This is a genomic window from Pseudarthrobacter raffinosi (assembly GCF_023913735.1).
Lineage (GTDB): Bacteria > Actinomycetota > Actinomycetes > Actinomycetales > Micrococcaceae > Arthrobacter > Arthrobacter raffinosi.
The window spans coordinates 102,634-127,946 of the sequence record NZ_JAMXBH010000014.1 but is presented as its reverse complement, the minus strand read 5'-3'; the positions used below and the strand labels follow the sequence as shown (position 1 = coordinate 127,946).

The window sequence follows — 25,313 nt, the reverse complement described above, 5'->3', positions numbered from 1 at the left end:
CTAGGTAGCGCTAACTGTCGTTTTGACGCCTCATAGCGACAGTAAGCGCTACTTACTTGGGGGTTTGAGTGGGGCGCGTCCGTCGCCTTTAGGGCTCGTTGGATGGCGTGAAGGTCCAGGAGCCGGTGTGGATGCGGAAATCACGCGAAGTCTTGCCATTGATGGTCCCGGCGCCGCCGCGCTCGCCACTGTTTGCGGCACCGCCAGAACCGGAATGCACGACGGCGGGTCCCGCCGTCGGCCCTTGGATTCCGTAAGTGCCGCCGGAGGGGAGCCTGACGGTGGCGGTGACGCCCGCGGGAATCGTGCACTCCAGCTGTATTCCAGTGGCAGTCCGCCGCCAAGCGACGTCGACGGCGCCGTTGGGCAGCGGCACATTTCCCTTGGCGTGCTCCAGGCTGCACACAGGCGGCTCGATAATCACTTCGGTGCCTCCGGGGACGCTTACCCGGACGCCGAGCAGGAACTCCAGGATTTCCTTCACCACTGACGCGGACCAGGCGTGGGACTGGCTGTAGTCCGTGCCGTCCACCAGCTCCCAGGCTTCCCAGGTGAAGCTGGCGCCGGACTCGAGGAGCCGGGCCCAGCCGGGCTGGTCTGGCGATGTGAGCAGATCAAGCACGGCTTCTGTCCGCCCCTCGGACAGAAGCGCCCGTACCAGCCGGTGCACGGTCATGGGTCCCTGCCGCATGCCTTGCCCGGCGATCCGCTCGGCGTCGGCCGTTGCGTAGTCCGAGTCTGTGATGCCCAGGGACAACGGGAATGACGTGGCGTGCTGGGACGCGTGGGTGCTGGGTGTGCCGTCGGCGTGCAGGCCGTCCACCATCACGCCGCCCACGCGCAGGCGCGTGCGGATGCTTTCCGCGAGTGCCCCGGCACGGCCGGCGTACCGGACAGCCGCGTCCTCCTGGCCGGCGAGGCTGCAGAGCCGTGCGGTGGAGATCAGGGCCGAGTACGCCTGCGCGTTGACGGTGGTTTTGGCGGCGCAGTCCATGTCGTAGCCGAACCGGCCGGGGACGGGCCAGTCCACGATGCCGTGCAGGTACGGGCCGGAGCCGCCGCCGAGTTCGGCGACCAGTCCCGCCGTCGGGCCTTCCGTGGCGAGGTACCGCAGTGCATAGTCGGCAGTGGCACGGAGGCGCGGGAGCAGTTCCGTCACTAGGGCGAGGTCTCCGGTCCGCAGGTGGTATTCCTCGGCCCATTCCGGCATCATGAGCGAAAAGTCGGGGATGTCCCGTTTCCCGTCGCCGTTGGGGTAAACAGCGTTGTAGCGGCCCAGGTCCGCGCCGTCGGTCCAGTAGCGGCCGGCCGACCAGCCGAACTCACGCAGCGCCTGCGCGGTGTAGGCGTGCTCGCCGAACAGGGCCATGGTGGCGTAGGAGATGTTGACGGCGTCGGCGAGGAACTGGCCTTTTTCCCGGGTGGGGGTGTCGACGAACTGTTCCTGGACCCCGTGCAGAGCGGAATCGCGCAGCAACCGGAACACCGCGTCCAGCGTGGGGTTGGAGCTGCTGAAGCTCCCTTCGTGCGGGTGCCGGCCGTGGATCACGACGGCGCCCACCCGGGTCACGTCCGATGCCTCCGTCCCGGGGAGTTCCAGGTACCGGAAGCCCAGGTGCACGGTGGCGCGGAACCGCTGCGGGCCCTGGGCCTGGGTGTAGGGGAAGGACATATCGGTGTTCTGGCTGGCCGTTTTGCCGGTGTCCACGCGGCCGTCCGCGTTCAGGACGTAGCCCGCCCGGATCATCAGGGTCCGCCCGGCCACGCCGGTACGGAAGTCCACCTCCGGACGTGCCGGGATGACCCGGCCGAAATCCGCCACCAGCGTTCCGTCGGCTGCGGTTAGGAAAGACTCCGGGGCAACAAACTCCTCGGACAAGGAGGTGCGGCGGGGGTGCAGGGCAGGGAACTCCGGGACGGGATGGGGACCGTAGGTCAGGGCCGGTGGCATGTCCTGGCTTGCATCCAGGGCGGCCGCTGCCTGCCCGTCCAGGTGCTCTACAGGGTCGCCCTCATCGTTCCGGTAGCCCGCTTGCCGGTACGGCGCCTCGGCAGCGGTCCAGTTCGAACCGGAGCCGAAGACCTCGCGGCGCCCGTCCGTGTAGTCCACGCTGAGGCGGACCAGCAGGGCCGGTACGCTGGCAGCCCTGCCCTGACCGGGGCCGTACCAGTGCAGTAGGGCGGTCAGGGGAATCTCGACGGGCTGCTGCTGGGCCCGCTGGCCGGGCAGCGCTGGCTGGACTTGCTGACCCGACTGTTTCGGCACTCCGGGGGTGTGGGCCGCGAGCAGCGCGGTGACGTCGGCGGCGTCGTAATATCCCTCGCCGGGGTAGCCGAAGGAGGTTGTGCTGAGGCAGGCGTTTCCGTCCAACGCCACCTGCGCGTGATGGCTCGCAGCCACAAAGAGGCGTGCCCGGGCAACAATTCCCGTGATCAGGACGGTGCTGCGGAAAAGTGTCCATTCGTCGGGCTGCCGGTGCGCCGTGGTGCCTGCCCAGTGCCCCAGGAACGCACGGGCCTCTTCCGGGCCGGCGCTGAATCGGTGGTCCAGGAGTACCGCGCCCCCGGGAGTGGCGTCAGCAGAAACAGTGTCGACGGAAGCACCGGCAGCTGAACCGCTACGGGCGCCGTCAGTAATCCGCAGCGAGGCGTACTCGGCCTGGCTGCGGGGACCCTGATGCAGGGCGAGCCGGCCCTCGAACCCCGCGGGGAGCGGCTCGTTGACGGTAAGCAGTTCAACGCCGTCGAGGGTCACGGTGATGGTGGTGCCGTCGTCGGAAACCGTGAGATCCTGCCAGGTGCCGGGGACTAGGTCCTTGCCGGGCAGTCGTTCCTGGCTGGCAGCGGCGTTGCGTTCCAGCTGGGCGCTGGCCAGCACGTCGGTGTCCGGAGTGGCAGGGGCCGGGATGTCCCATTCCGGGGCGCGGCGGAGCACCACATTGCCCGCCGTGTTCAGTTCCAGCAGCAATCCAGTGCCCGAGCCGCTGCTGCGGAGGAGCAGCCCGGCCCATCCCATCACCGGCCGGAGGCGTGCCTCCAGCAAGAAACAGCGGACGGGAGGGCAGGGAATGGGCAGGAAAGGGGAGCCAGCGACGCGAAGGGCGCCTTCGAGGACGTCCAGCGGAGCCCGGCCGCCCGGGGCCCGGTGGATCCAGTCGGCACCCCATCCGCTGTCCGAAAGTCCAGTGCTAAACGACGCGGCTTCGGACCAGGGGCTGGCGTAGCCTCCGGCGTCACTCACCCGGACCCGCCAGCTGTAGTCCGAGTCCTCGGCCAGGTCCGGCCCGCCGTAGGGAATCCCTGCTTGGCGGAAGGAGGGCATGGGTCCGGAGTGCCAGACCTCCGCCCCGGCCGAATCCTCGACGGCGATTTCGTAGCCCGTCTGCCGGGCCGCGGCGCGGCTGGCGTCGTCCGGCTGGCTCAGTGTCCACCCGAACACCGGGCGCAGCGAGGCGGTGAGGCAGGGGGAGAGGCTGTCGGTCAGCAGGCCGCCAGCCCGCAACTCGCCTTGGCGGGTCAGTGTGGGGGTTGCTTCCTGGGTGGGGGAGACGCCCATCAGGAAGCAGTTCCGCGTGCTGCGAGGGCCCAGGGCAGTCCAAGCTCGCTGAAAGTCGCATGCTCTTGCGTGGCACGCTCCAGGGCTTCCTCGATCCCGACGACGACGGCGTGCGCGGCGTCGCCGTCACCTTCCCAATGGACGTAGGCGCCGTCGATCAGGGCCGGCAGCGATGCGGTCCGGATGGCTTCGAGCACCAGCATGAAGGCTCCGCTGTCCAGGAGCGGACTGATGAGTTCCCTGCCTTCGCAGCGGTGGGCCAGCAGGTTCTCCGTGAGGTCGTCGCGGCCGAAGACCTCCTCGGTCTGCCCGGCAGGGGTGGTCACGGTGAGGCGGTCTTCGGTGTAGTGGAACACGGCCTGGCCCCGCGAGCCCTGCAGTGTGACATAGGGTTCCGCGGATTCGGTGGCGCAGATGGTGAGTGCGCAGGTGACGGGAAGTCCCTTGGCGGTGCGGATCCGGATGACGGAGGTGTCGTCGGATTCGATGTCATTGGCCCGGTAGAGATCGGTTTCCACCGAGGCGACATCTTCGATGGTGCGGGCGCCGGCGATGCGCAATGCGGTGGCCACGGCGTGGGCCAGGGGATTGGTGGCGACCCCGTCAACCACGTCGACGCAGTCAATGCTCCGCTTCCCGGCCCAGCGGGAGCGCTTGTAGTAGGCCCTGTTGCGGACCCAACGGCCGGTTGCCGAGAAGCCTTCGAGGGTGCCGATGGTGCCGTTGGCGACGAGTTCCTCGATGGCCCGCAGCGCGTGTGACCCCAGGCTCTGGAAGCCGATCTGCACGCTCCGGCCGGATGCCTGGGCGGCGTCGCACAGCGTGTTGAAATCGGCCAGCGACGCGACCGGGGGCTTCTCCAGATAGAGATCCGCTGTTGTGGCCATGGCGGCGAGGCCCAGCGGGGCGTGGGTCTGGATGGGAGTGGCCACGATGATCACGTCCAGGTCCGGGGTGCCCGCCAGGAGTTCGGTCAGCCCCGGGAACACGGCGGCCGTGGCCGGCACGGACCCCGGTTCCGGCGGATGGGGATCGGCTACCGCTACGAGTTCGACGACGCCGGCCTCCTGAAGCCGTTGAAGGTTGCCCAGGTGGTGCGTGCCGAAGCCGTGGATGCCTACCAGCGCCACGCGGGCCGGGCGGACTTGCTCCGGCGCGGGTGCCGGGGCCGGGTTAGGACATTCGGTCCGGACAGGATCCTGGGCCTCAAGATCGCCGGTCTGGACAGGATCTGCAGACCGGGACTGTGACTCGGCGGCGGTGCCGGCTGGCATTCCCAATGGATCTCCGTTTCTGCCCGCAGGCACAAAATCTTGGCCCCGGCGGCCGTCGTGACGGAGCCGGGGCGGACGATGCGGCGTTCCCGCGATACCGGCGCTGGCAGGCGGATACGGGGCTGGCTCGCCCTTGGCGCTCGCTGATACATCATCCGGCAAGCGCTTTCCAAGGTCCAGTGTGGACTATGGCGGGCTGCCGAGTCCAGTAATGTAACGATTCAAAAATTAGCTTGACCCACCCGCCATGAGGGGTCTAGATTTCGAGAAACCGATTACTCAGGTGACGCCCGCCACTTATGGGCGCGTTTCTGCAACGATGGAGAACCGAAGGAGCTTTGCCATGCTGGCTGGAAGTTTCAGTGCACGCGCCTACTCGTTCTTTGACACCCTGCTCTGGATTGCCTGCCTCAACGTGCTGTGGATCCTTTTCACCCTGCTGGGCCTGGGTGTCCTGGGTGCAGGTCCTGCAACGGCCGCGGCGCAGATCCTGGTCCGGCGCCGGGTGCGGGGAGAAGCCGCCCCGCTGCTCAAGTCGTTCACCCGTGAATACTTCGCGAACTTCGTCGGTGCCAACGCTCTGGCGTTGCCCGTCATGGCGGTGGCAGTGGCCCTGGCGATGAACTGGAACTACTCGTCCGGCGCCCGGGGCCTGATGTCCCAGCTGGTCGCAGCCGGCACGTTTGTTGCCGCCATCTTCCTCGCCGGGGTGGTCTGCTACCTCTTCCCGATGTACGCCCGCTACGAACTGCCGCTGGGCCAGTACCTGATGATCTGCTCCCGTTTTGCTGTCCGTCACCTGGCGGGCACCGTCATCCTGCTGTTCATCACAGCCGCAGCCGTCTACGCGAGCCGCGCCCTGCCTGGACTTATCCCCTTCTTCAGCATCGGCGCCTGGCTGTACGTGACCGGCTGGCTGTGCGACCGGTTCTTTGCCGCCAATGACGAGTCCGTCGCCGCCTTGGCCGCGCTGCAGGAGGCTGCCGACGGCGACGCGCACCCCGCCGTCGCCCTGCCCAGCCAGCAGGGGGCACCTGTTGGGTGACCTTTTTGACGGCCGGCTCCTGTATGGCGCGGCCGTCTATCCCGAGGTCCTGGACGTGGCTACCTTCGCCGCCGACGCTGCCCACATGCGCCGGCTCGGCATGAACACGGCCAGGCTGGGAGAGTTCATGTGGTCCGCCCTGGAACCCGAGGATGGGGAGATTTGCCTGGACGTCCTGGACCGCGCCCTCGAGGTGCTCGGCGCCAGCGGGCTCAGCGCCATAGTCTGCACACCCACGGCCACCCCGCCGGTCTGGCTCACCCACGGCCACCCGGAACGCCTGCACCACACGGCCGACGGCGTTGCCCTGGGTCACGGCTCCCGGCAGCACATCTGCACCAACAATCCCGTTTTCCGCGACCGCGCCGCACGGATAACCAAGTCCATGGCGGCCGCCGTCGGGAATGACCGGAGGGTTCTCGCGTGGCAGTTGGACAACGAGTTCAAGTCCCACGTGGGCGGCTGCCACTGCGCAACTTGCCGTGACCTCTGGACCGGCTGGCTGGCCGCGCGCTACCAGGAGGTTGATCTGCTCAACCAGGCGTGGCATTCCGCGGTCTGGAGTGAAACGTATCAAAGCTTTGCGCAGGTGCCCCTTCCCGGCCCCACGCCGTTCCTCCACAACACCTCGCTGGTCAACGATTTCAGGCTGTTCAGCCAGGAGAGTATCAACGGGTTTGCCCGCGAACAGTCGGGCATCATCCGAGTCCACAGCAGTCTTCCCGTGACCCACAACAGCGGCTTCGGCTTCGACCTGGACAACGCCGCGCTCTTCGAGCACCTGGACTTCTCCAGCTTCGACACCTACCCCTCGGCCAACAACCATTCCGCGTTCCTGATGAACCTGGACTACTTCCCGCGGCTGGCAAAGTCCCGCCGCACGGTCCTGATGGAGACCAGTCCCAGCCACGGCGGCTCGGTGCGGCACTACGGCGTGCCGCACCCGCACGGGTTCGCGGAAGCGGAGGCCTTCGCCAACTACGCCTCAGGGTCCGCCGGATTCCTGTTCTGGCACTTCCGCCAGCACCGCGGCGGCAGCGAACAGGCGCACGGTTCGGTGGTCAGCGCCTGGGGCCAGCCCACCATCGGCCACGCCAGCGCCGACGCAATAGGCAGGCTGCTCCCGGCGGTGAAGCCGCTGCTGGACCACAGCAGCCCGGCCCAGCCCGCCGTCGCCGTCCACTACTCGGACCACGCCAAGGGATTCCTGGAGACCGAAGCGGGCGACAGGGTTGGCTACCGCGGACTGATCTCGGCGATCTACGCAGGACTGGTCCGGGCCGGAATCCAGCGGTCACTGCTTCCGGTGGAGGCCTCCCTCGCCGGCTTCCGCGTGCTGTTCACCCCGTTCGTCCACCACCTCCCAGAGCAGGACCGGGAGCGGATCCTGCAGTGGGTGCACGACGGCGGCACGTGGGTCTGCGGGCCCGGCACCGGAGGCCGTACGGAGCACCACACATGGCATGCCGACTCCGCCCTCGGCGGGCTGGAGGCCGCCGCCGGCGTCGAATCCGTCTTCCAGTTCCCGGCCACCGGGTCAGGTTCCCGGGGCAGCATCCTGGGCCACGACGTCGACCTCTCCCGGATGAGCACGTTCTTCAGGCTCCCAGAAAATGACGCGCCTGGTGCGGCCACGGCGCTCGGCACGGTCACCGTCGGTCCCGCCGAGGGCCTTGAATTCGCCACCGAACGCCGGATCGGCGCCGGCCGGATGATCCTGCTCGGTTCCTATCCAGGGGCCGGTGCGGGAACCGGCGGACCGGACGACGGCGGCGGCGCGCCGCTGGCTGCCGTCGTCGAGTACGCGTGCGCCGGGGTGCTGCCGCGCGTCCGCACCGCGGGTGGCACGGTGGCCGGATATCAGCGCTGGCGCAACGGCCGGTTGCAGCACTGGCTGGTCAACATGGGCGGCGAGCCGGGAGCGTTTACTCTCCTGCGGCCCGCCCGCAAACTGCTGGGCAAGCAGGCCGTCCATGCCCACAACGGCAGCCACACCAGCCACCCCGCGCTTACCCTTCCCGCCGGCGTCCACACCCTGGGCGCCTACGACTATCTGGTTCTGGAAGACATCAAAGAGGAGCACTCACTGTGAAATGGCTTGAGCAGGCACCACGCGTGGACACGGCTGTGCAGTTCGGCAGGCCGTGGGCGCAGGGGGAATTGGAGGCAGCGGGCGTCCCCGGCATTCGGCTGGCAGACGCAGCGTTGGCCCATGAGGCCAGGCCGCTGGCCTACTGGCCGGACGGCAGTGTTAAATGGACCGCCCATGCCGCCGTGGTTCCGGCCGCCAGTGAGGCTGCTGCCCTGGAGCCGGTGCTGGCGGGTGCGTTCGCCTCGGAGCCGGCACCAGCCTTGGGATCCGGGCGGGCACTGTCCGACGCCTTGCCGACCCGCCCGTTGGCCTCCTTCGACGGCGGCACCATCCGCGTGGACACCGGCGCCTTCACGGTGACCATCGCCACCGGTAGCCAGGCGGCGGGTGCCGGCCCCCGGAAGGCGGCTGGCGAGCTCACCGGCCCGTTCACTGCGCCGGACGGACGGCAGCTCGGCGATGCCCTGCGGCTGGTGGTCAGTACACCGGATGCCCAGGCCAGCGTCGAGTCCGCGGACATCGAGACGCCAGGCTCCGTGCGGACGGTGGTCCGGCTTGAGGGGTCTGTCGCCGCGCGAGGCACCGAATTGCTCCGGTTCATCATCCGCCTCACGTTCTTCGCCGGGCAGGCCACCGTTCAGGTTACGCAGACACTGCTGTTCCAGGACGCGGCCAAGGACCGGATCATCAAGGGCGTCGGGTTGCGGCTGGACCGCAGCCTCAACGGGGTCCTGCTGAACCGCCGCGTCAGCATCGCGGGGGACACGGCCGTCTACACCGAACCCGTGCAGTCCCTCTACAGCAGGCCATTCAGCGGCGACAACCCTGACTACGCCCGCCAGCTCGCCGGCCAGGCCGTCAGTGAGACGGCGGAAACCGCGGCGGTGTTCGCCGTCGGGCGGCAGAATGCTGTCTGGTCCAACTTCCGGCTGACGCAGGAATCCGAGGACTACTTCCGGCTGGAGAAGCAGACCAAAGCCAGGCTGCTGCCCGTCCGGATGGGCAAGGGCCACCGCAGCCAGGGACTGTTGTACGCCGGGGACGCCACTGGCGGCGTGGCCGTCACCCTGCGCGGCTTCTGGCAGAAATTCCCGGCGGCCCTGGAAGTGGACGGCATGGCCGGGGATTCCGCCGCGTTCACTGCCTGGTCCTGGGCCGAGTCAGTGGAACCCATGGACCTGCGTCACTACACGGATGAATGCCACGTGCCCAGCGCCTACGAGGGCTTCGACGAACTTCGCTCCACCCCGGAAGGTGTGGCCAACACGTCCCACATCTCCTTTGACTTCGTGGACTCTTCACCGTCCAGCGACTGGCTGTGGGAACTGGCCTGCGAACGCCAGCAGCCCGCCCTACCCGTCTGCGAACCGGAGCTGTACTACTCCTCCCGCGCCGCCGGAACCACATGGGGGCTGCCGGCGACGGTGCCCGCCGGCGCGGCCGTGGAACGGCGGCTCGACGGACTCGTGGAGTTCTACACCCAGGAAGTGGAACAGCGCGGCTGGTACGGCTACTGGAACTACGGCGACTTTATGCACAGCTACGACCAGTACCGCCACCAGTGGCGTTATGATCTCGGAGGCTTCGCCTGGGCCAACAACGAACTGGCGCCCAACATGTGGCTCTGGCAGTCGTTCCTGCGCAGCGGCGACGCACGCGCCTTCCGCCTCGCCGAGGCCATGACCTGGCACAGCGCGGAAGTGGACCGGCACCACTTCGGCGAGTACTCCCAGCTGGGGTCCCGCCACAACGTGGTCCACTGGGGCTGCGGTTGCAAGGAGGTCCGGATCAGCATGGCCGGCCTTCACCGCTACTACTACTTCCTCACCGGGGACGAACGTATCGGCGAGCTTCTCTCCGAGGTCCGCGACGCCGAGCACGCGCTGGACCGGATGGACCCCATGCGTGAGTTCTACGAGCGGACCCCGGAACGGACGCACATCCGGATAGGGCCCGACTGGTCCGCCCTGGTGTCCAACTGGTTCAGCGAATGGGAACGCACCGGCGACACCCAGTGGAAGGACCGGATCACCAAGGGCATCGGCCAGCTTGAGGCCATGCCCCACGGGCTGCTCTCCGGACCCACCCTGGAGCTTGACGCCTCGGCCCTGGACCTGCACCACATGTTCACCGGGACAGAGGGCGGCTTCCACATGATCATCGCCTTCGGCGCCCCGCAGGTGTGGATGGAGGTGGCCGAGGCGCTGGACCATGGCGGCTTCCGCCGGATGCTCGCCGACTTCGGCAGGTTCTACGCCCTGCCGGAAGCCGAAAAGCAGCGTCTCACCGGCGGCGCACTGGACGACACCCACTTCAGTTGGCCGTCCATGGCCACCGGAATGATGGCCTACGGCGCCTGGTGCTACCGCGACGAGGAACTCGCTGCCACTGCCTGGAAAATCCTGCTGGAGAACGCCGGGGGCGGGCTGACAACCCCGTTCGCCGCATCGCTGCAGCAGGCACAGACCTGGCGTCCCGTCGTCGAACACCCCAACATCTCCACCAACTGGGCCTCCCAGTGGGGCCTCAACGCCATGCTCTGCCTGGAACTGATCGGCCCGCCGGGGGAGCCCCGCTGGGCCAGGCACCCCCGTGACCTGACCCGCATCACCAACTGAACAGCACCAACACAACTGCACCAACCGACCCCGGTGAACTGAACTGCCGGACCCAACCCCGAAGAAGTGGACAAAGGAACAACATGATCACCAGAAAACTCAGCCTGGCCGCCGCCGTCGTGACCGCCACGGCACTGACTCTGACTGCATGCGGGGGCGGTGAGACCCCGTCGGCGGACCTCTCAACGATCAACGTGATGGCTCCGTTCCTGGAAGCACAGCCGCCCACACCTGACGGAGCCGTGCAGCAGAAATTGGAGGAACTCACCGGCAAGGACGTCAACATCACCTGGACGCCGAACGCCTCCTACGAAGACAAGATGAACATCACCCTTGCCTCATCTGAGATCCCGCACGTCCTGGTGGTCCAGAGCAAATCCCCCGGGTTCGTCAAGAACGCTGAGGCCGGCGCCTTCTGGGACCTCACGGACAAGTTGGACGAGTACCCCAACCTCAAGACCACCTTCCCGGAGGTGCAGAACAACGCCAGCGTTAATGGCAAGGTCTACGGCATCTTTCGGGCACGCGGACCGATGCGTGCGGCCGTGATGTTCCGCCAGGACTGGCTGGACAAGCTGGGCCTGAAAGCTCCGGAAACCACGGAGGATCTCTACAACGTGGCCAAGGCCTTCACCGAACAGGACCCGGACGGCAACGGGCAGGATGACACCTGGGGCATCACCATCCCCAAATGGGGTGCGCTGGGATCCAACAGCCCCTACGACATCATCGAAGAATGGTACGGCGCCGGTAACCGGTGGACCGAAAAGGACGGCAAGCTGATCCCGAGCTTCGAGACCGAGGAGTTCCTCGAAGCCAACCGCTTCGTCAAAAAGATGTTGGACGAGAAGCTCATCAACCCCGACTTCGCCACGTTCGACGGCACTAAGTGGAACGAGCCGTTCTTCAACGGCAAGGGCGGCATCATTGTCGACGTCGACTCCCGCGTCAGTGTCCTCATCAACCTCTTCAAGCAGGCCAACCCCAACGACTTCGAAAACAAAGTGGGTTTCGTCGGCAACCTCAAGGGACCGGACGGCGAACTCAACGCACACCCGACCGATGGTTACTCAGGCTTCCTGGCCATTCCCAAGACCAGCGTCCGCACCGAGGCTGAGCTGAAAACGGTGCTGGAGTTCCTGAACACCATGAACGGCAAGGAAGTAGCCACGCTTTTCAACAACGGCATCGAAGGCGTGAACTTCGCCGTCGAGGACGGCAAGGCAGCCACCATCAAGCCCGAAACCCCCGAGGGCAAGGTCGTCAACACGGACATCAAGAGCTACGCGCAGCTGGGCACCAACGTCACCGGCAACAACTTCTACCCGGTCAAGCAGGCGTCGGATTACGAGCAGAAAGTCTTCGACAAGCGCGTTGAGGTCATGGCCGAGGATCTGAAGAGCGCCGTTTACAACCCGGCCGCGGCTTTCGTGTCACCCACTTACGTGGCGAAGGGCGCGCAGCTGGACAACATCGTGGCGGACGCCCGGATCAAGTACCTGGCCGGCCAAATCGATGAGCAAGGACTGAAGGACGCCATCAAACTGTGGAAGACCAGCGGCGGCGACAAGGTCCAGGAAGAGATCAACAAGCTCTGGCAGGACAGCAAGTAACAGACCTCCGGCGCCGCCCGGCCGGTCCGCACACCCTGCGGGCCGGCCGGCGGCGGATCCTTACCACCAGAAAGGAGGCCTGAATGTCGCAACTGACAGACGCGCTGGCCTCGAACATCGGCGCCGGCGACGGAGCCGGCACGGAGTCCGGCCAAGGCAAAGCTAAGAAACCCGCCAAGCCCCCGAAGGTCCCGCGCGGCAAGTTTTCGATCCATCTCGCGCATTACAAATGGCTGTACCTGCTGTTGCTGCCCGGCGTGCTGTATTTCGCGGTGTTCCGCTACGCCCCGATGTACGGGGTGTCAATCGCGTTCAAGGATTACGTTCCGTTCCTGGGTGTGAACGCCAGCCCGTGGGTGGGGTTCCAGCAATTCCAGGATTTCTTCGCCAACCCGGACTTCGGCCGGCTGCTGGGCAACACCCTGATCCTGGCGTTCCTGAGCCTGGGCATCGCGTTCCCGCTGACCATTGTGCTGGCGCTGCTGCTGAACGAGGTCCGCCTCTCCATCCTCAAACGAACCGTCCAGACCCTCGTCTACATCCCGCACTTCCTGTCCTGGACCATCGTGGCGTCGCTGAGCTTCCTGCTCTTCGCCCTGGACTTCGGGCCGCTGTTCCTGTTCATCAACAACGTCCTGGGCACCGACATCGACTTCCTCTCCGACCCGGCCTGGTTCCGGCCGCTCATTGTGCTGCAGGATATCTGGAAGAACACCGGCTGGGGGACTATCATCTTCCTCGCCGCCCTGGCCACCGTGGACCAGGACCAGTACGAGGCCGCGATCATCGACGGCGCCGGCCGGTTCCGCCGGGTCTGGCACATCACCCTGCCCGGGATCCGCTCCACCATCATCGTGATGCTGATCCTGGCGATCGGGCAGATGCTCAACACCGGTTTCGAGCAGATCTACCTCATGACGAACGCCTTGAACCGCGGGGTGGCTGAGGTCTTTGACACCTACGTGTACTTCGTGGGCATCACCCAGGGCGCCTACAGCTACTCCACCGCCGTGGGTCTGTTCAAGTCCCTGGTGGGCATCGTGCTGATCTTCGGCACCAACGCCCTGGCCAAGCGATTCAACCAGAGCGGACTGTTCTAATGAAGATTCACAACACCACCGGCGGGCGGATCTTCGACGCCGCCAACTACGTCTTCCTGAGCCTGATCGGCATCATCACGCTGCTGCCGTTCGTCTACGTGTTCGCCGGCTCCTTCGCGACCGAAGCGGAAATCACCCGGCGGGCCTTCTTCGTCTGGCCCGAGCAGTTCAGTCTGGGCGCCTACGAATACATCTTCTCCACGCCCGCGTTCATCCGTGCCCTGGTCACCACGGTGCTGGTCACCGTTGTGGGCACCGTGGTGCAGCTGGTCCTGACCGTCACCATGGCCTACCCGCTGGCCAAACGGAACCTCCGCGGCCGCCAGCTCATCATGTCCCTGGTGGTCTTCGCCATGGTCTTCTCCGGCGGCATGATCCCCACCTTCCTGCTCGTCAAGGACCTCGGCCTGCTCAACTCCTACTGGGCGCTGATCCTGCCCGCGGCCATCAACCCGTTCAGCCTGATCATCATCAAGAACTTCTTCCAGGAACTCCCCGCCGAGCTGGAGGAATCGGCGAAGATGGACGGCGCCACCGAAGTAGGAATCCTCTGGCGGATCCTGCTGCCGCTCTCCAAACCGGTCCTCGCAACGTTCGCGCTGTTCTACGCCGTGGGCATCTGGAACGACTTCATGTCACCGCTGCTCTACCTGAGCGACAACTCCAAATGGACGCTGCAGATGTACCTGCGCCAGGTCACCGCCTCCTCCGACCTCCTCGGCACCGGCAACGTGGACCCCAACTACATCCCGCCCGAACAAAGCATCAAGTTCGCCGTAATCGTGGTGGCCACCCTGCCCATCCTCATCTTCTACCCCTTCCTGCAAAAACATTTCGCCAAGGGCATGCTCATCGGCTCGGTCAAGGGCTGACGGCCCTGGCCGCACCCTGAGGTGTCTGGTAACCAACAGAAAGCAACAGCATGAAAATCCTGCTCGCCGGAGATTCCACGGTGGCAAACTGCCCCACTTACGAGTACCCAATGAGTGGCTGGGGAGCGCACCTGCCCCGCCACGTGTACTCCTGGGCCGCGGTGCACAACTTCGCCAAGGGCGGTGCCAGCACGGAGTCCTTCCGCGAGGAAGGGCTCTGGGGGCAGCTGCTCGAAACCGCGGCGGAGGGCGACCTTGTCCTGATCCAGTTCGGGCACAACGACCAGAAGAAGGTCCACCTCGCGGCCAGGACGGGTTACGCCGCCAACCTGCGCACCATGGTGGCGGAGGTCCGTGACCTGGGCGCTGTGCCGGTGCTCTGCACGTCGGTGGAGCGCCGGCACTTCCTGGGCGGGCCGGCTGGACACTCCAGCGTGGACAGCGTCCTGGAGGACAGCCTGGAGGATTACCCTGACGTGGTCCGGGAGCTCGCGCTTGAGCTGCAGCTGCCAGCCGTCGACCTAAACGCCTGGACGCGTGCGCTGTATGTGGAGCTGGGGGTTGCGGAATCGCAGTCCCTGTTCTGCCAGTTCGGATCGGGCGAGCACGCGTTCTGGCCGGCAGGGCTGGCGGACAATACGCACTTCTCCCAGCGCGGTGCGTCCCTCGTGGCGGCGGAGGTTGCCGCCCAGCTTGGGCGGCTCGGCTTCGGCCCGGGCGGGGCGGGCTCCCAGGACAGCGCGACGGCGGTACTTCCGACGGCGGTGCTCACGACGGCGAGGCGGGGCTAGGTGGGCGCGCGGCAAGCCAGCACCGGGCTGCTCTACAGCAACCCCCTCGCCGGCCCGGCGGACCTGTCTGGCTGGGTGGCGGAAGGGCCGCTGAGCACGGGAAGCCACAACGGTGCGCTTGAGCTGTCCGGCTCGCTGGACGATGAAGAGTTCGGCGACCACGCGCACTGGACACTCTGGTGCCCCGAGGAGTTCCCTGACGGCATCCGGATCAGCTGGGAGTTCCTGCCCATCGCGGAGCCGGGCCTGGCCATACTGTTCTTCTCAGCCGCGGGCCACGGCGGCCAAGACCTGTTTTCGGCCGGACTCGAACCGCGGACGGGCTACTACCCGCAGTACCACTCCGGCGATATCGACGCCCTGCACGTGTCCTACTTCCGGCACAAATACGAGTCCGAGCGGGCCTTCCGTACCTGCAACCTCCGGAAAAGCGCCGGCTTTGATCTGGTGGCCCAGGGCGCGGATCCGCTGCCGCCTACCGAGGATGCGGTGGATTTCTACCGGATGGAAGTGGTGAAGGACGGACCTCGTGTGGCCTTCGCCATCAACGGATTGCCGCTCTTTGAATGGTGGGACCCGTCGGACAAAGTGCTGGGCGGCGGCCGCATCGGCTTCCGCCAGATGGCACCGCTGAAGGCCGCCTACCGGAACCTCAGAGTGCAGAAAATCTGACCGGGGCTCGTCACATCCAAGGTTTTGAGCATGACGTTCTCCGATCCAATAGCAAGGTCATCAGTCAGGCCTGATGTTCTGGTTGAGCCTGAAGAAGTTCGTTGGGTCGTATTTTTGCTTGAGTGCCTTGAGCCGGTCGTACTTGGCGGCGCCGTATGCATGCCTGACGCGTTCCTCGCCCTCTTCCATGAGGAAGTTCACGTAGACGCTGGTGTGGTGGGGCGCCAGGGCAGACCAATAGTCCCGGGCCCACTGGCGCTCGGCATCGAAGCCGTCGGCGGTCTTGCTGTTGCCGTTGATGTTGAACGTGAACCCGGCCTGGCGGCCGTTGAAGGCGGTAGCGCCGTCGTCGATCCTTCCCACCGCACCGCCCATCTGCCACAGGGCGACGCTGGTGACTGGCGAGGTAATGCGGCTGCCGTACTCAGCCATGACGTCGATGACGTCGTCGCTGAGGGCCGCGACGTCGCACGACCGGACGTAGTAATGCCAGCCGTGCGGGAACGACGGATCAAACGTCCTTTGATGCTCCAGGAATGGCTTGGGCCGGCAAAAATCGAGCACGGGCGAACCGAATTCCTTGAGCGGCCGCAGGACCCGTTCGCCCTCCTCGACCGGTCCCGCGAAGCAGGCCGTGACCGCAAGGACGCGCTTGCCCACCAGGTCTGGCGGGACGATCGGCAGTGCCGGGGCCCTCCGCTGCACGGCGATAGTCATGAGCTCGTCGGGACAGTCCGCGATCCAGTCCCGGTAAAAGCGGAGCACTTCGGGGGCATCTTCCATCGGCCAGAAGACCGGACCAGCCATAACGTAGGGGCCCACTGGGTTCAGCCGGAACTCGAAGTCGGTGACGATGCCGAAGTTCCCGCCGCCGCCCCGCACGCCCCAGAAGAGATCGGCGTTCTGATCCTCGCTGGCCCTGACCAGTTCGCCGTCCGCGGTGACCACGTCCACAGACAGCAGCTGGTCGATGGTGAGTCCGTGCTTGCGCATGACCCAGCCGATGCCGCCGCCCAGCGTGAGGCCCGCAACCCCGGTATGCGTGACGATTCCCGACGGGACGGCGAGGCCGAACTCCTGCGTCTCGCGATCGAGTTCGCCGAGCAGCACGCCGGCCTGGACGCGGACCGTCCGAGCCTCGGGGTCCACGCGGATGCCCTTCATGGGCCCGAGATCGATGAGCATTCCGTCGTCGCACACTGACAGCCCGGGAAAGCTATGTCCGCCTCCGCGCACAGCGGCCAGCAGATTGTGCGAGCGGGCGAACCGGATGGCAGATCGCACGTCTGCGACGCCGGTGCAGCGGGCTACGAGTGCGGGACGGCGATCAATCGATCCGTTCCACACCTTGCGGTGCTCATCGTAACCAGCGTCAGCCGGACGGACGAGGTCGCCCCGAAAGGTTGTTTGTAATTCATCGACAGCAACGCCGTCGATTTCCGTGCTTTGTGCCATGGGACTCACGGACCTCTCGCTCTTCCAGCAGAGTCCCACCGTTGGCACGAACTGGCAAGAGGAAATTGCGGGAGCTCGGGCGTCCCCGTCCGGGGCAAGCTGAGCCGCTAGCCGACCGCCTTCTTCACGAGCTCGACGATCCTTGTCTCGTCCTCGGCCGTGAGCTCCGTGAGGGCGAAGGCGGTTGGCCACATGGTGCCGTCGTCTAGGCCGGCCACGTCGTTAAAGCCGAGGGTTGAATACCGGGTCTTGAACTTGTGCGAGCTTTGGAAGAAGCAGACAACCTTGCCGTCCTTGGCATACCCGGGCATTCCGTACCAGGTCTTTGGTGTGAGTTCCGGGGCGCTGGCCTTGATGATGGCATGAATCCGCTCCGCCATGACGCGGTCCGGTTCCGGCATCTCGGCGATCTTCGCAAGCACGTCGCTCTCCCCATCAACATTGGCGCCGCGTGATCCGCGCCGTGTAGCCGTCTTGAGCTCCTGGGCCCGTTCCTTCATTGCGGCGCGTTCGTCTGCATCGAAGCCGTCGTACGACTTGGCGCTCGTGCCGGTCTTGTTCGTGTCCGTCATTGCGGGTTTCCTTCCTTGGCGGTCTCTTGGGGTCCACGCTAGTGTCCGGGCGTCAAGGAGGCTTCTCCAGAACTGCTCGAATCCATAACTGCTCGAAGCGGAGATCCCTAGCCGGCGAAGGATCCCTTCGCCGGGGCGGTGCTCTGCCGGACCACCAGTTCGGGGGTGAAGATGACGGCCCGGTGCTTTGGAGTGTTGGAGTCGAGTTCCTCGGCCAACAGCTCGATAGCCGTGCGCCCCAGCGCCTCGGTGGGCTGCCGGATGGAGGAGAGGGGTACCACCGCGGAGACGGCAAAGTCGATGTCGTCATAGCCGATCAGCGCAATGTCCTCGGGAATCCTCAGCCTGTGCGTCATGGTCAGCGACTGCATCACACCCAGGGCCAGGAGGTCGTTGGCGCAGAAGATGCCATCCGGCAGGTCCGCGAGCCCACGCTCCACGAGCATGTTGCCCACGCTCCGACCGGCCAGCACAGTCTGGCCGTCCGAATCCAGGACCTCCAGGGTGGCGTCCGGTTCCTCCTGCACGGCGCGCTGCGCGCCCTGCAGGCGGTCCGCCACCTGGCGGATCGAGGCGGGGCCACCCACAAAGGCGAGCCGACGGCGGCCGGTGTCCAGCAGGTGCCGGGCAGCGAGGTACCCGCCGGCGTCGTCGTCCACTGAGACGGAGCTGTACTTGCTCTCATCGGCGAGCCGGTCCACCAGGACGGTGGGCACGCCGCGCTCACGCAGCTGGTCGAGGCGGTCGGTGACGTCGCCGACGGGGGAGATGAGCAGCCCCTGGACGCGCTGTTCCTGGAACAGGTCGATGTAGTTGGATTCCCGGCTGGCGTTGTGGCCGCTGTCGCCGAGGAGCACGGCGCTGCCCTGGAGTGCCGCGGCGTCTTCGGCGGCCCGCACCACCGATGTGAAGAAGGGGTTGCCGACGTCGAGCACGATCAGCCCGATGGTCCTGCTGTGACCGGCGCGCAACTGGCGGGCGGCGTCATTGCGGACGAAGCCCAGCTCGTTGATGGCACGCAGGACCCGCTCCTTGGTCCGCTGGGAAACCCTGTCCGGGTAGTTCAGGACGTTGGACACCGTGCCCACGGCCACGCTTGCGTGGTTGGCGACGTCCTTAATGCTGGCTGAGCGATTCATGTTTCTCCGTGCTGATATGCCGCGTGCAGCACTTTTCCCGTAGTCCCGGATTGTGGTCTGGAAATTGCTTGACACCTACTTGACTTCAAGAGTACTTTGAATCGTAACAATGAAACGATTCAAAGTTTGGGATGTTCAGGAGAGTTGCAGATGAGGGTGTGTTTCCGCTCCTCGGTCCAGCCAGAGCTGATCGACGAATACCGGCGCCGGCATGCTGCCGTGTGGCCGGAGATGCTCCGTGCGTTGAGAGACGCCGGCTGGAACAACTACTCGCTGTTCCTGGGCGCGGACGGGCTCCTGGTGGGCTATGTCGAATGCGACGATTTCGACGCCGTCCGGGCGCGGATGGCGCTGACCGAGGTCAATGCCCGCTGGCAGGCCGAGATGGCCACATTGTTCGACAATCCGGGCCAGGCCCCCGACGAAGGTTTTCAGGTTCTTGACGAAGTCTTCAATCTTGACCACCAGCTCGCGGTGGCGGAGTCCACCCGCAGCTGACGCATTGGCCCCGTTGGCGGGCCGCAAGAACCACATCACTAAACACCACAGCACAACAGGCCACATCACTAAGGACCGGGAAGAAACCAACATGAATGACGTAGCAACGGCGCTGGGCAGGCTCGGGGAGCTTGCCATCGAGGTCCCCTCGTGGGCCTATGGAAATTCAGGCACGCGCTTTAAGGTGTTCGGCACGCCGGGCACGCCGCGGACGGTGCAGGAGAAGATCGCGGACGCCGCGAAGGTGCACGAGCTGACCGGCCTGGCCCCCACTGTGGCCCTGCATATTCCGTGGGACAAGGTGGATGACTACGCCGTCCTGAAGGAGTACGCGGCCGGCCTGGGCGTAGGCCTGGGCACCATCAACTCGAACACGTTCCAGGATGACGAGTACAAGTTCGGTTCCTTGACGTCGTCGAACGGGTCGGTGCGGCGCCGGGCCATCGCCCATCACCTTGAGTGCATCGAGATTATGCATGCCACGGGCTCGCAGGACCTGAAGGTCTGGCTGGCGGACGGCACGAACTACCCGGGCCAGGACGATCTTCGCGGACGCCAGGACCGGTTGGCCGAGTCGCTGCAGGAGATCTATGCGGGCCTGGGCGGGAACCAGCGGCTGGTCCTGGAGTACAAGTTCTTCGAGCCGGCTTTCTATCACACCGACGTTCCGGACTGGGGTACCTCCTACGCGCAGACCCTGGCGCTGGGCGATAAGGCGATGGTCTGCCTGGACACCGGCCACCACGCCCCGGGCACCAACATCGAGTTCATCGTGATGCAGCTGCTGCGCCTGGGCAAGCTGGGCTCCTTTGATTTCAACTCCCGCTTCTACGCCGACGATGACCTGATCGTGGGGGCCGCGGATCCGTTCCAGCTGTTCCGGATCATGTACGAGGTAATCCGTGGCGGCGGCTTCGGCAAGGATTCCGGTGTGGCGCTGATGCTGGATCAGTGCCACAACCTGGAGGAGAAGATCCCGGGCCAGATCCGCTCGGTCCTGAACGTCCAGGAGATGACGGCCCGCGCCCTGCTGGTGGACACCGCAGCCCTGAGCGAGGCCCAGCGGTCCGGGGATGTCCTGGCCGCCAACGGCTTGTTCAACGACGCGTTCTACACGGACGTCCGGCCCATCCTGGCCGAATGGCGTGAATCCCGCGGGCTGCCCGCGGACCCGATGGCCGCCTTCAAGGCCAGCGGTTACCAGAAACAGATCAACGAGGACCGCGCAGGCGGCCAGCAAGCCGGATGGGGCGCCTAAGCAATGACTACGGGAATCAATAAGACAGTCCAGGACCTCATCAGCCGTTCCAACCGCCTGGGTGCGGACAAGCGGAACACCAACTTTGCCGGTGGCAACACCTCGGCCAAGGGCACGGAGAAGGACCCGGTCACGGGTGAGGATGTCCAGCTTTTGTGGGTCAAGGGCTCCGGAGGAGACCTCGGCACACTCAAAGCGGGGAACCTCGCGGTGCTGCGCCTGGACCGGCTGAACGCGCTGAGGAATGTCTACCCGGGCGTTGAGCGCGAAGACGAGATGGTGGCCGCGTTTGATTACTGCCTGCACGGCAAGGGCGGCGCCGCACCGTCGATCGATACCGCCATGCATGGCCTGGTGAACGCCGCGCACGTGGACCACCTGCACCCGGACTCCGGGATCGCCATCGCCACCGCGGTGGACGGCGAGACCCTGACCACCAAGATCTTCGGCAACAAGGTTCTATGGGTTCCGTGGCGCCGGCCCGGTTTCCAGCTCGGCCTGGACATCGCCGCGATCAAGGACGCCAACCCGCAGGCCATCGGCACCATCCTCGGCGGGCACGGCATCACCGCCTGGGGCTCCACCAGCGAAGAAGCCGAGGCCAACTCGCTGTGGATCATTGAGCAGGCCGAGAAGTTCATCGAGGAGAACGGCAAAGCCGAACCCTTCGGTGCCAAGCTGGCCGGCTATGGCGCGCTCCCGGAAGCGGAAAGAAAAGCCAAGGCCGCCGCGCTGGCACCGGTGATCCGCGGCCTGGCCTCCACGGACAAACCGCAGCTGGGGCACGTCAGTGATGACGCCGTCGTGCTTGACTTCCTGGCAGCGGCCGAGCACCCGCGCCTGGGTGCCCTGGGCACCTCCTGCCCGGATCATTTCCTGCGCACCAAGGTCAAGCCGCTGATCCTGGACCTGCCTGCGGACGCCTCCATCGAGGACTCCATCGCCCGGCTGAAGGAACTCCACACTGCCTACCGCGAGGACTACCAGGCCTACTACCACCGCCACGCGGTACCGGATTCCCCGGCGCTGCGCGGCGCCGACCCGGCGATTGTGCTGGTCCCGGGTGTGGGCATGTTCTCCTACGGAGCGAACAAGCAGACCGCCCGTGTCGCCGGCGAGTTCTACCTCAACGCAATCAACGTGATGCGCGGCGCCGAGGCGATCTCCACCTACGCCCCGATCGAGGAATCCGAGAAGTTCCGGATCGAATACTGGTCCCTCGAGGAAGCCAAGCTCGCGCGCCTCCCGAAGCCGAAATCGCACGCCTCCCGCATCGCGCTGGTCACCGGCGCGGCGTCGGGCATCGGCAAGGCGATCGCCACCCGGCTGGCGTCCGACGGCGCGTGCGTAGTTATTGCCGACCTGAACCTGGAGAGCGCCCAGGCCGTCGCCGCGGAGTTGGGCGGCGCGGACGTCGCCATCGGCGTCCAGGCGGACGTGACCGACGAAGCGCAGATCGCAGCCGCGATCCAGGAGGCGGTGCTGGCGTTCGGTGGCCTGGACCTGGTGGTCAACAACGCCGGCCTGTCCATCTCCAAGCCGCTGCTCGAAACCACCGAGAAGGACTGGGACCTGCAGCACAACGTGATGGCCAAGGGCTCCTTCCTGGTCTCCAAGGCCGCCGCGAAAGTCATGATCGGCCAGGACATGGGCGGAGACATCATCTACATCTCCTCCAAGAACTCCGTGTTCGCGGGCCCGAACAACATCGCCTACTCGGCCACCAAGGCTGACCAGGCCCATCAGGTCCGGCTTCTCGCGGCCGAACTGGGCGAATACGGCATCCGCGTCAACGGCATCAACCCCGACGGTGTGGTCCGCGGCTCCGGCATCTTCGCCGGCGGCTGGGGCGCCAAACGCGCCGCGGTCTACGGCGTGGACGAGCAGGAACTGGGCAAGTACTACGCCCAGCGCACCCTGCTCAAGCGCGAAGTCCTGCCGGAGAACGTGGCCAACGCCGCCGCCGTCCTCACCAGCGCCGAACTGTCCCACACCACCGGACTCCACATCCCCGTGGACGCCGGCGTGGCAGCAGCCTTCCTCCGATGAGCAGAACCGCATCCCATGCACAGGGCGGTGTCGACGGCGGCGGTACTTCCGCCCGCAGCGTGTTCGCCGCCGTCGACATCGGTGCCTCCTCCGGCCGGGTCATCCTTGGCCGGATCACCGGTTCCATCGTGGAGCTGGAAACGGTGCACCGTTTCCCCAACGGTGTGGTGGAGCTCGACGGCGGCCTCCGCTGGGATTTCGACGCCCTGTTCGCCGAGGTCCTCGCGGGCCTGAGCGCCGCCGCCACCGTGGCGGCCGTGCAGGGCGAGACCATCATGAGCATCGGGATCGACACCTGGGCGGTGGACTACGGCCTCGTCAACGCCGCCGGGGAGCTGACGGCGCAGCCGTTCAGCTACCGCGATGACCGCAGCCGCGCCGCCGTCGCGCCCGTGCACCGGAAACTGGACCCTGCCCGGCTTTACGGCACTACCGGGCTGCAGTTCCTGCAGTTCAACACCCTGTACCAGCTGGCCACGGAGCGGGATCTGGACGGTCTGCAGGCGCTGCTGATCCCGGACCTCATCGCATTCTTCCTGACGGAACAGCGCCGCACGGAATCCACCAACGCCTCAACCACAGGTCTGTTTGACGCCGTCGCGGGGGAGTGGGCCTCCGAGTTCCTCACCGCCCTGGGCCTGCCCAAAGACCTGTTCCCGCCGCTGATCGAGCCCGGCGAAACCGTAGGCACGCTGCTGCCGGAGATCGCGTCCAGGGTGGGTCTGCCGGCCGGCACCAAGGTGGTGGCCGTCGGCTCGCACGACACCGCCTCCGCCGTCGCCGCCGTCCCGTCTGAGAAAGAGAATTTCGCGTACATCTCCTCGGGCACCTGGTCTCTGGTGGGGCTGGAACTGGATCAGCCGGTCCTGACCGAGGCCAGCAGGGCAGCGAACTTCACCAACGAGCGCGGCGTGGACGGCACTATCCGCTACCTGAGGAACATGGGCGGGCTATGGCTGCTCAGCGAATGCCAGCGGACCTGGGCCGCGGAGGGCTTCATCCCGGAACTCGCTGATCTGCTGGCCGCCGCAGCGGCGTTGCCTCCGGGTGGCCCGCAGATCAATCCGGACGATTCCGCCTTCATCGCCCCGGACAACATGCCGGAGCGCATCCGCGCCACAGTCCGCCACACCGGGGAACAACTGCCTGATGACCCCGCGGCCATCACCCGCTGCATCATGGACAGTCTCGCCACGGGCTACGCGCGCACCATCGCGGACGCCGAACGCCTGGCAGACCGCACCGTGGACATCGTCCACATCGTGGGCGGCGGATCCCAAAACAGACTCCTCTGCCAACTCACGGCCGACACCACCGGCAAAAAAGTGGTGGCCGGGCCGGTGGAAGCGACCGCCCTCGGGAATGTCCTGGTCCAGGCCCGTGCTGCCGGGCACGTCAGCGGGGGGCTCACGGAACTGCGCCGACTGGTGGTGTCTTCGCACGAGCTGCAGACGTTCACGCCGCAGCTTTCGCGGCTGTAGCACCCGCCACCCAGCAGCACCTATCAAGCGCGACAGGACCGGACAGCAGCATGCCCCTATTCGACCTTCCCCTTGACCAGCTCCGCGGCTACACCTCGAGGGTCACGCCGCCCGCCGATCTGCAGGACTTTTGGGACGCCACGCTCGACGAGGCCCGGACGTTCCCGCTCAACGCAATGTTCGGGCCGGTCGAGAACCACCTGTCGGTCATCGACACCTTCGACGTGACGTTCGCCGGCTACGGCGGCGCACCGATCAGGGGCTGGCTGCACCTCCCGGCGAACCGGCGCGCCGGAAGCCGGCTGCCCGTCGTTGTCCAGTACATCGGTTACTCGGGCGGCCGCGGCCTCGTCAACCAGGACACCAAATGGGCGCAGGCCGGCTATGCGCAGTTCATCATGGACACGCGCGGCCAGGGCTATGGCGGGATCCTCGGCGAGACGGCGGATCCCCACCCGTCCGCGGGCGAGGTGGCCTACGCGGGGCTGATGACCAGGGGCGCCGGCAGCCGCGAGGACTACTACTACCGCCGCGTGTACGTGGACGCGTTCCGTGCGGTGGAAGCGGCGCAGTCCCACCCCGAGGTGGATCCTTCGCGCGTGGTCCTGGCCGGAATCAGCCAGGGTGGCGGCATTGTGGTGGCGGTTGCGGGGCTGGTGGCGGGAAGGCTCGACGGCGTCATCGCCGCGCTGCCCGACGTCCCCTTCCTGCAGGACTTCCCCCGGTCGATCGACATCGCTGCCCGCGGCCCCTATCCGGAAATCGCGGCGTTCCTGGGCAGGCACCGGGACCGGTACGAGCCGATGCTCGCGGTCCTGAACAATTTCGACGGCGTCAACCTCGCCCGGGCGGCCACCGCACCTGCCCTGTACTCGGTGGCGCAGATGGACGATGTCTGCCCGCCATCCACCGTGTTCGCCAGCTTCAACGCCTACGGCAGCGGCTCCGCGGCACAAAAGGACATCGCGGTCTACCGGTTCAACAACCACGAGGGCGGCCAGGAGCACCACTGGATCAGGCAGCTGCAGTACCTCCGCGAGCTCCTGGCCTGACACCCAAGTGACCAAGTAGGTAGCGCCATCTGTCGTTTTGGACGCTCAAAACGACAGATAGCGCTACTCAGTTGGGGGACGAGCGACTGACTTAAGCCCGGATTTCCATGTGTGACGGCCGTGATTTTGCGGCTGTCGCAGCCCGCGGTTATGGTTTGCCTATGACAAACCGTTGG

Annotated in this window: 18 protein-coding genes; 13 read left to right on the top strand and 5 right to left on the bottom strand. The window is 66.2% G+C overall.

The features are described from left to right. Nucleotides 1-88: 88 nt before the first annotated feature. Both NG698_RS14465 and NG698_RS14460 read right to left on the bottom strand, forming a co-directional pair. On the bottom strand, nt 89-3,556 hold the full coding sequence (locus tag NG698_RS14465) for a family 78 glycoside hydrolase catalytic domain (RefSeq protein WP_252610671.1): 3,468 nt from the start codon (nt 3,554-3,556) through the stop codon (nt 89-91). Next, entirely contained in the window at nt 3,556-4,830 is a 1,275-nt protein-coding gene (locus NG698_RS14460) for a Gfo/Idh/MocA family protein (RefSeq protein WP_252610697.1), read from the bottom strand. Before NG698_RS14460 ends, NG698_RS14465 begins: the two co-directional genes overlap by 1 nt. A gap of 343 nt (nt 4,831-5,173) precedes the next feature. Here NG698_RS14460 and NG698_RS14455 point away from each other — a divergent pair, with 343 nt between their 5' ends. From NG698_RS14455 to NG698_RS14420, 8 genes are all read left to right on the top strand, one after another. Next, nucleotides 5,174-5,875 (top strand): YesL family protein, encoded by a 702-nt coding sequence (locus NG698_RS14455; protein WP_252610669.1) that lies wholly within the window; start codon nt 5,174-5,176, stop codon nt 5,873-5,875. Continuing rightward, nucleotides 5,868-7,967 (top strand): beta-galactosidase, encoded by a 2,100-nt coding sequence (locus NG698_RS14450; protein ID WP_252610667.1) that lies wholly within the window; start codon nt 5,868-5,870, stop codon nt 7,965-7,967. The genes NG698_RS14455 and NG698_RS14450 overlap by 8 nt, the downstream gene beginning before the upstream one ends. After that, nucleotides 7,964-10,585, top strand: coding sequence for an exo-rhamnogalacturonan lyase family protein (locus NG698_RS14445; protein ID WP_252610665.1), 2,622 nt, complete (start codon nt 7,964-7,966; stop codon nt 10,583-10,585). Before NG698_RS14450 ends, NG698_RS14445 begins: the two co-directional genes overlap by 4 nt. A gap of 83 nt (nt 10,586-10,668) precedes the next feature. Next, nucleotides 10,669-12,198, top strand: coding sequence for an extracellular solute-binding protein (locus NG698_RS14440; RefSeq protein ID WP_252610663.1), 1,530 nt, complete (start codon nt 10,669-10,671; stop codon nt 12,196-12,198). 83 nt (nt 12,199-12,281) lie between these two features. Next, nucleotides 12,282-13,298, top strand: coding sequence for an ABC transporter permease (locus NG698_RS14435; RefSeq protein ID WP_252610661.1), 1,017 nt, complete (start codon nt 12,282-12,284; stop codon nt 13,296-13,298). Beyond that, nucleotides 13,298-14,170 (top strand): carbohydrate ABC transporter permease, encoded by an 873-nt coding sequence (locus NG698_RS14430; RefSeq protein WP_252610659.1) that lies wholly within the window; start codon nt 13,298-13,300, stop codon nt 14,168-14,170. The genes NG698_RS14435 and NG698_RS14430 overlap by 1 nt, the downstream gene beginning before the upstream one ends. Before the next feature lie 50 nt (nt 14,171-14,220). Then, complete coding sequence (locus tag NG698_RS14425; RefSeq protein WP_252610657.1) at nt 14,221-14,961, top strand: rhamnogalacturonan acetylesterase; 741 nt, start codon at nt 14,221-14,223, stop codon at nt 14,959-14,961. After that, the gene (locus tag NG698_RS14420; protein ID WP_252610654.1) at nt 14,962-15,633 is read left to right on the top strand and encodes a DUF1961 family protein; all 672 of its coding nucleotides are present in this window, start codon (nt 14,962-14,964) and stop codon (nt 15,631-15,633) included. A 60-nt stretch (nt 15,634-15,693) separates the two neighbouring features. Here the strand turns inward: NG698_RS14420 and NG698_RS14415 are convergent, their stop codons facing one another. The 3 genes from NG698_RS14415 to NG698_RS14405 all read right to left on the bottom strand — a co-directional run bounded on the left by NG698_RS14415 (nt 15,694) and on the right by NG698_RS14405 (nt 18,799). Then, the gene (locus NG698_RS14415; protein ID WP_252610652.1) at nt 15,694-17,088 is read right to left on the bottom strand and encodes an FAD-binding oxidoreductase; all 1,395 of its coding nucleotides are present in this window, start codon (nt 17,086-17,088) and stop codon (nt 15,694-15,696) included. A gap of 107 nt (nt 17,089-17,195) precedes the next feature. Further along, the gene (locus NG698_RS14410; protein WP_252610650.1) at nt 17,196-17,660 is read right to left on the bottom strand and encodes an iron chaperone; all 465 of its coding nucleotides are present in this window, start codon (nt 17,658-17,660) and stop codon (nt 17,196-17,198) included. Between the two features lie 107 nt (nt 17,661-17,767). Continuing rightward, nucleotides 17,768-18,799, bottom strand: coding sequence for a LacI family DNA-binding transcriptional regulator (locus NG698_RS14405; protein WP_252610648.1), 1,032 nt, complete (start codon nt 18,797-18,799; stop codon nt 17,768-17,770). 150 nt (nt 18,800-18,949) lie between these two features. Here NG698_RS14405 and NG698_RS14400 point away from each other — a divergent pair, with 150 nt between their 5' ends. The 5 genes from NG698_RS14400 (at nt 18,950) to NG698_RS14380 (ending at nt 25,137) form a co-directional block, all read left to right on the top strand. After that, complete coding sequence (locus NG698_RS14400) at nt 18,950-19,297, top strand: L-rhamnose mutarotase (protein ID WP_252610646.1); 348 nt, start codon at nt 18,950-18,952, stop codon at nt 19,295-19,297. 91 nt (nt 19,298-19,388) lie between these two features. Next, nucleotides 19,389-20,555, top strand: coding sequence for an L-rhamnose isomerase (rhaI, locus tag NG698_RS14395; RefSeq protein WP_252610643.1), 1,167 nt, complete (start codon nt 19,389-19,391; stop codon nt 20,553-20,555). A gap of 3 nt (nt 20,556-20,558) precedes the next feature. Further along, on the top strand, nt 20,559-22,604 hold the full coding sequence (locus NG698_RS14390; protein ID WP_252610641.1) for a bifunctional aldolase/short-chain dehydrogenase: 2,046 nt from the start codon (nt 20,559-20,561) through the stop codon (nt 22,602-22,604). Further along, nucleotides 22,601-24,085: a rhamnulokinase gene (locus NG698_RS14385; RefSeq protein WP_252610639.1), complete on the top strand. Its 1,485-nt coding sequence runs from the start codon at nt 22,601-22,603 to the stop codon at nt 24,083-24,085. Before NG698_RS14390 ends, NG698_RS14385 begins: the two co-directional genes overlap by 4 nt. 50 nt (nt 24,086-24,135) lie before the next feature. Further along, nucleotides 24,136-25,137: an acetylxylan esterase gene (locus NG698_RS14380; RefSeq protein WP_252610637.1), complete on the top strand. Its 1,002-nt coding sequence runs from the start codon at nt 24,136-24,138 to the stop codon at nt 25,135-25,137. Nucleotides 25,138-25,313: the final 176 nt, after the last annotated feature.

Excerpts from the sequence above, each read along its gene's own strand:
- NG698_RS14405 (WP_252610648.1), bottom strand. The coding sequence starts at position 18,799 with ATGAATCGCTCAGCCAGCATTAAGGACGTCGCCAACCACGCAAGCGTG.
- rhaI (WP_252610643.1), top strand. The coding sequence starts at position 19,389 with ATGAATGACGTAGCAACGGCGCTGGGCAGGCTCGGGGAGCTTGCCATC.
- NG698_RS14380 (WP_252610637.1), top strand. The coding sequence starts at position 24,136 with ATGCCCCTATTCGACCTTCCCCTTGACCAGCTCCGCGGCTACACCTCG.
- NG698_RS14430 (WP_252610659.1), top strand. The coding sequence starts at position 13,298 with ATGAAGATTCACAACACCACCGGCGGGCGGATCTTCGACGCCGCCAAC.
- NG698_RS14410 (WP_252610650.1), bottom strand. The coding sequence starts at position 17,660 with ATGACGGACACGAACAAGACCGGCACGAGCGCCAAGTCGTACGACGGC.
- NG698_RS14465 (WP_252610671.1), bottom strand. The coding sequence starts at position 3,556 with ATGGGCGTCTCCCCCACCCAGGAAGCAACCCCCACACTGACCCGCCAA.
- NG698_RS14415 (WP_252610652.1), bottom strand. The coding sequence starts at position 17,088 with ATGGCACAAAGCACGGAAATCGACGGCGTTGCTGTCGATGAATTACAA.
- NG698_RS14435 (WP_252610661.1), top strand. The coding sequence starts at position 12,282 with ATGTCGCAACTGACAGACGCGCTGGCCTCGAACATCGGCGCCGGCGAC.
- NG698_RS14390 (WP_252610641.1), top strand. The coding sequence starts at position 20,559 with ATGACTACGGGAATCAATAAGACAGTCCAGGACCTCATCAGCCGTTCC.
- NG698_RS14385 (WP_252610639.1), top strand. The coding sequence starts at position 22,601 with ATGAGCAGAACCGCATCCCATGCACAGGGCGGTGTCGACGGCGGCGGT.
- NG698_RS14440 (WP_252610663.1), top strand. The coding sequence starts at position 10,669 with ATGATCACCAGAAAACTCAGCCTGGCCGCCGCCGTCGTGACCGCCACG.
- NG698_RS14400 (WP_252610646.1), top strand. The coding sequence starts at position 18,950 with ATGAGGGTGTGTTTCCGCTCCTCGGTCCAGCCAGAGCTGATCGACGAA.
- NG698_RS14425 (WP_252610657.1), top strand. The coding sequence starts at position 14,221 with ATGAAAATCCTGCTCGCCGGAGATTCCACGGTGGCAAACTGCCCCACT.
- NG698_RS14455 (WP_252610669.1), top strand. The coding sequence starts at position 5,174 with ATGCTGGCTGGAAGTTTCAGTGCACGCGCCTACTCGTTCTTTGACACC.
- NG698_RS14460 (WP_252610697.1), bottom strand. The coding sequence starts at position 4,830 with ATGCCAGCCGGCACCGCCGCCGAGTCACAGTCCCGGTCTGCAGATCCT.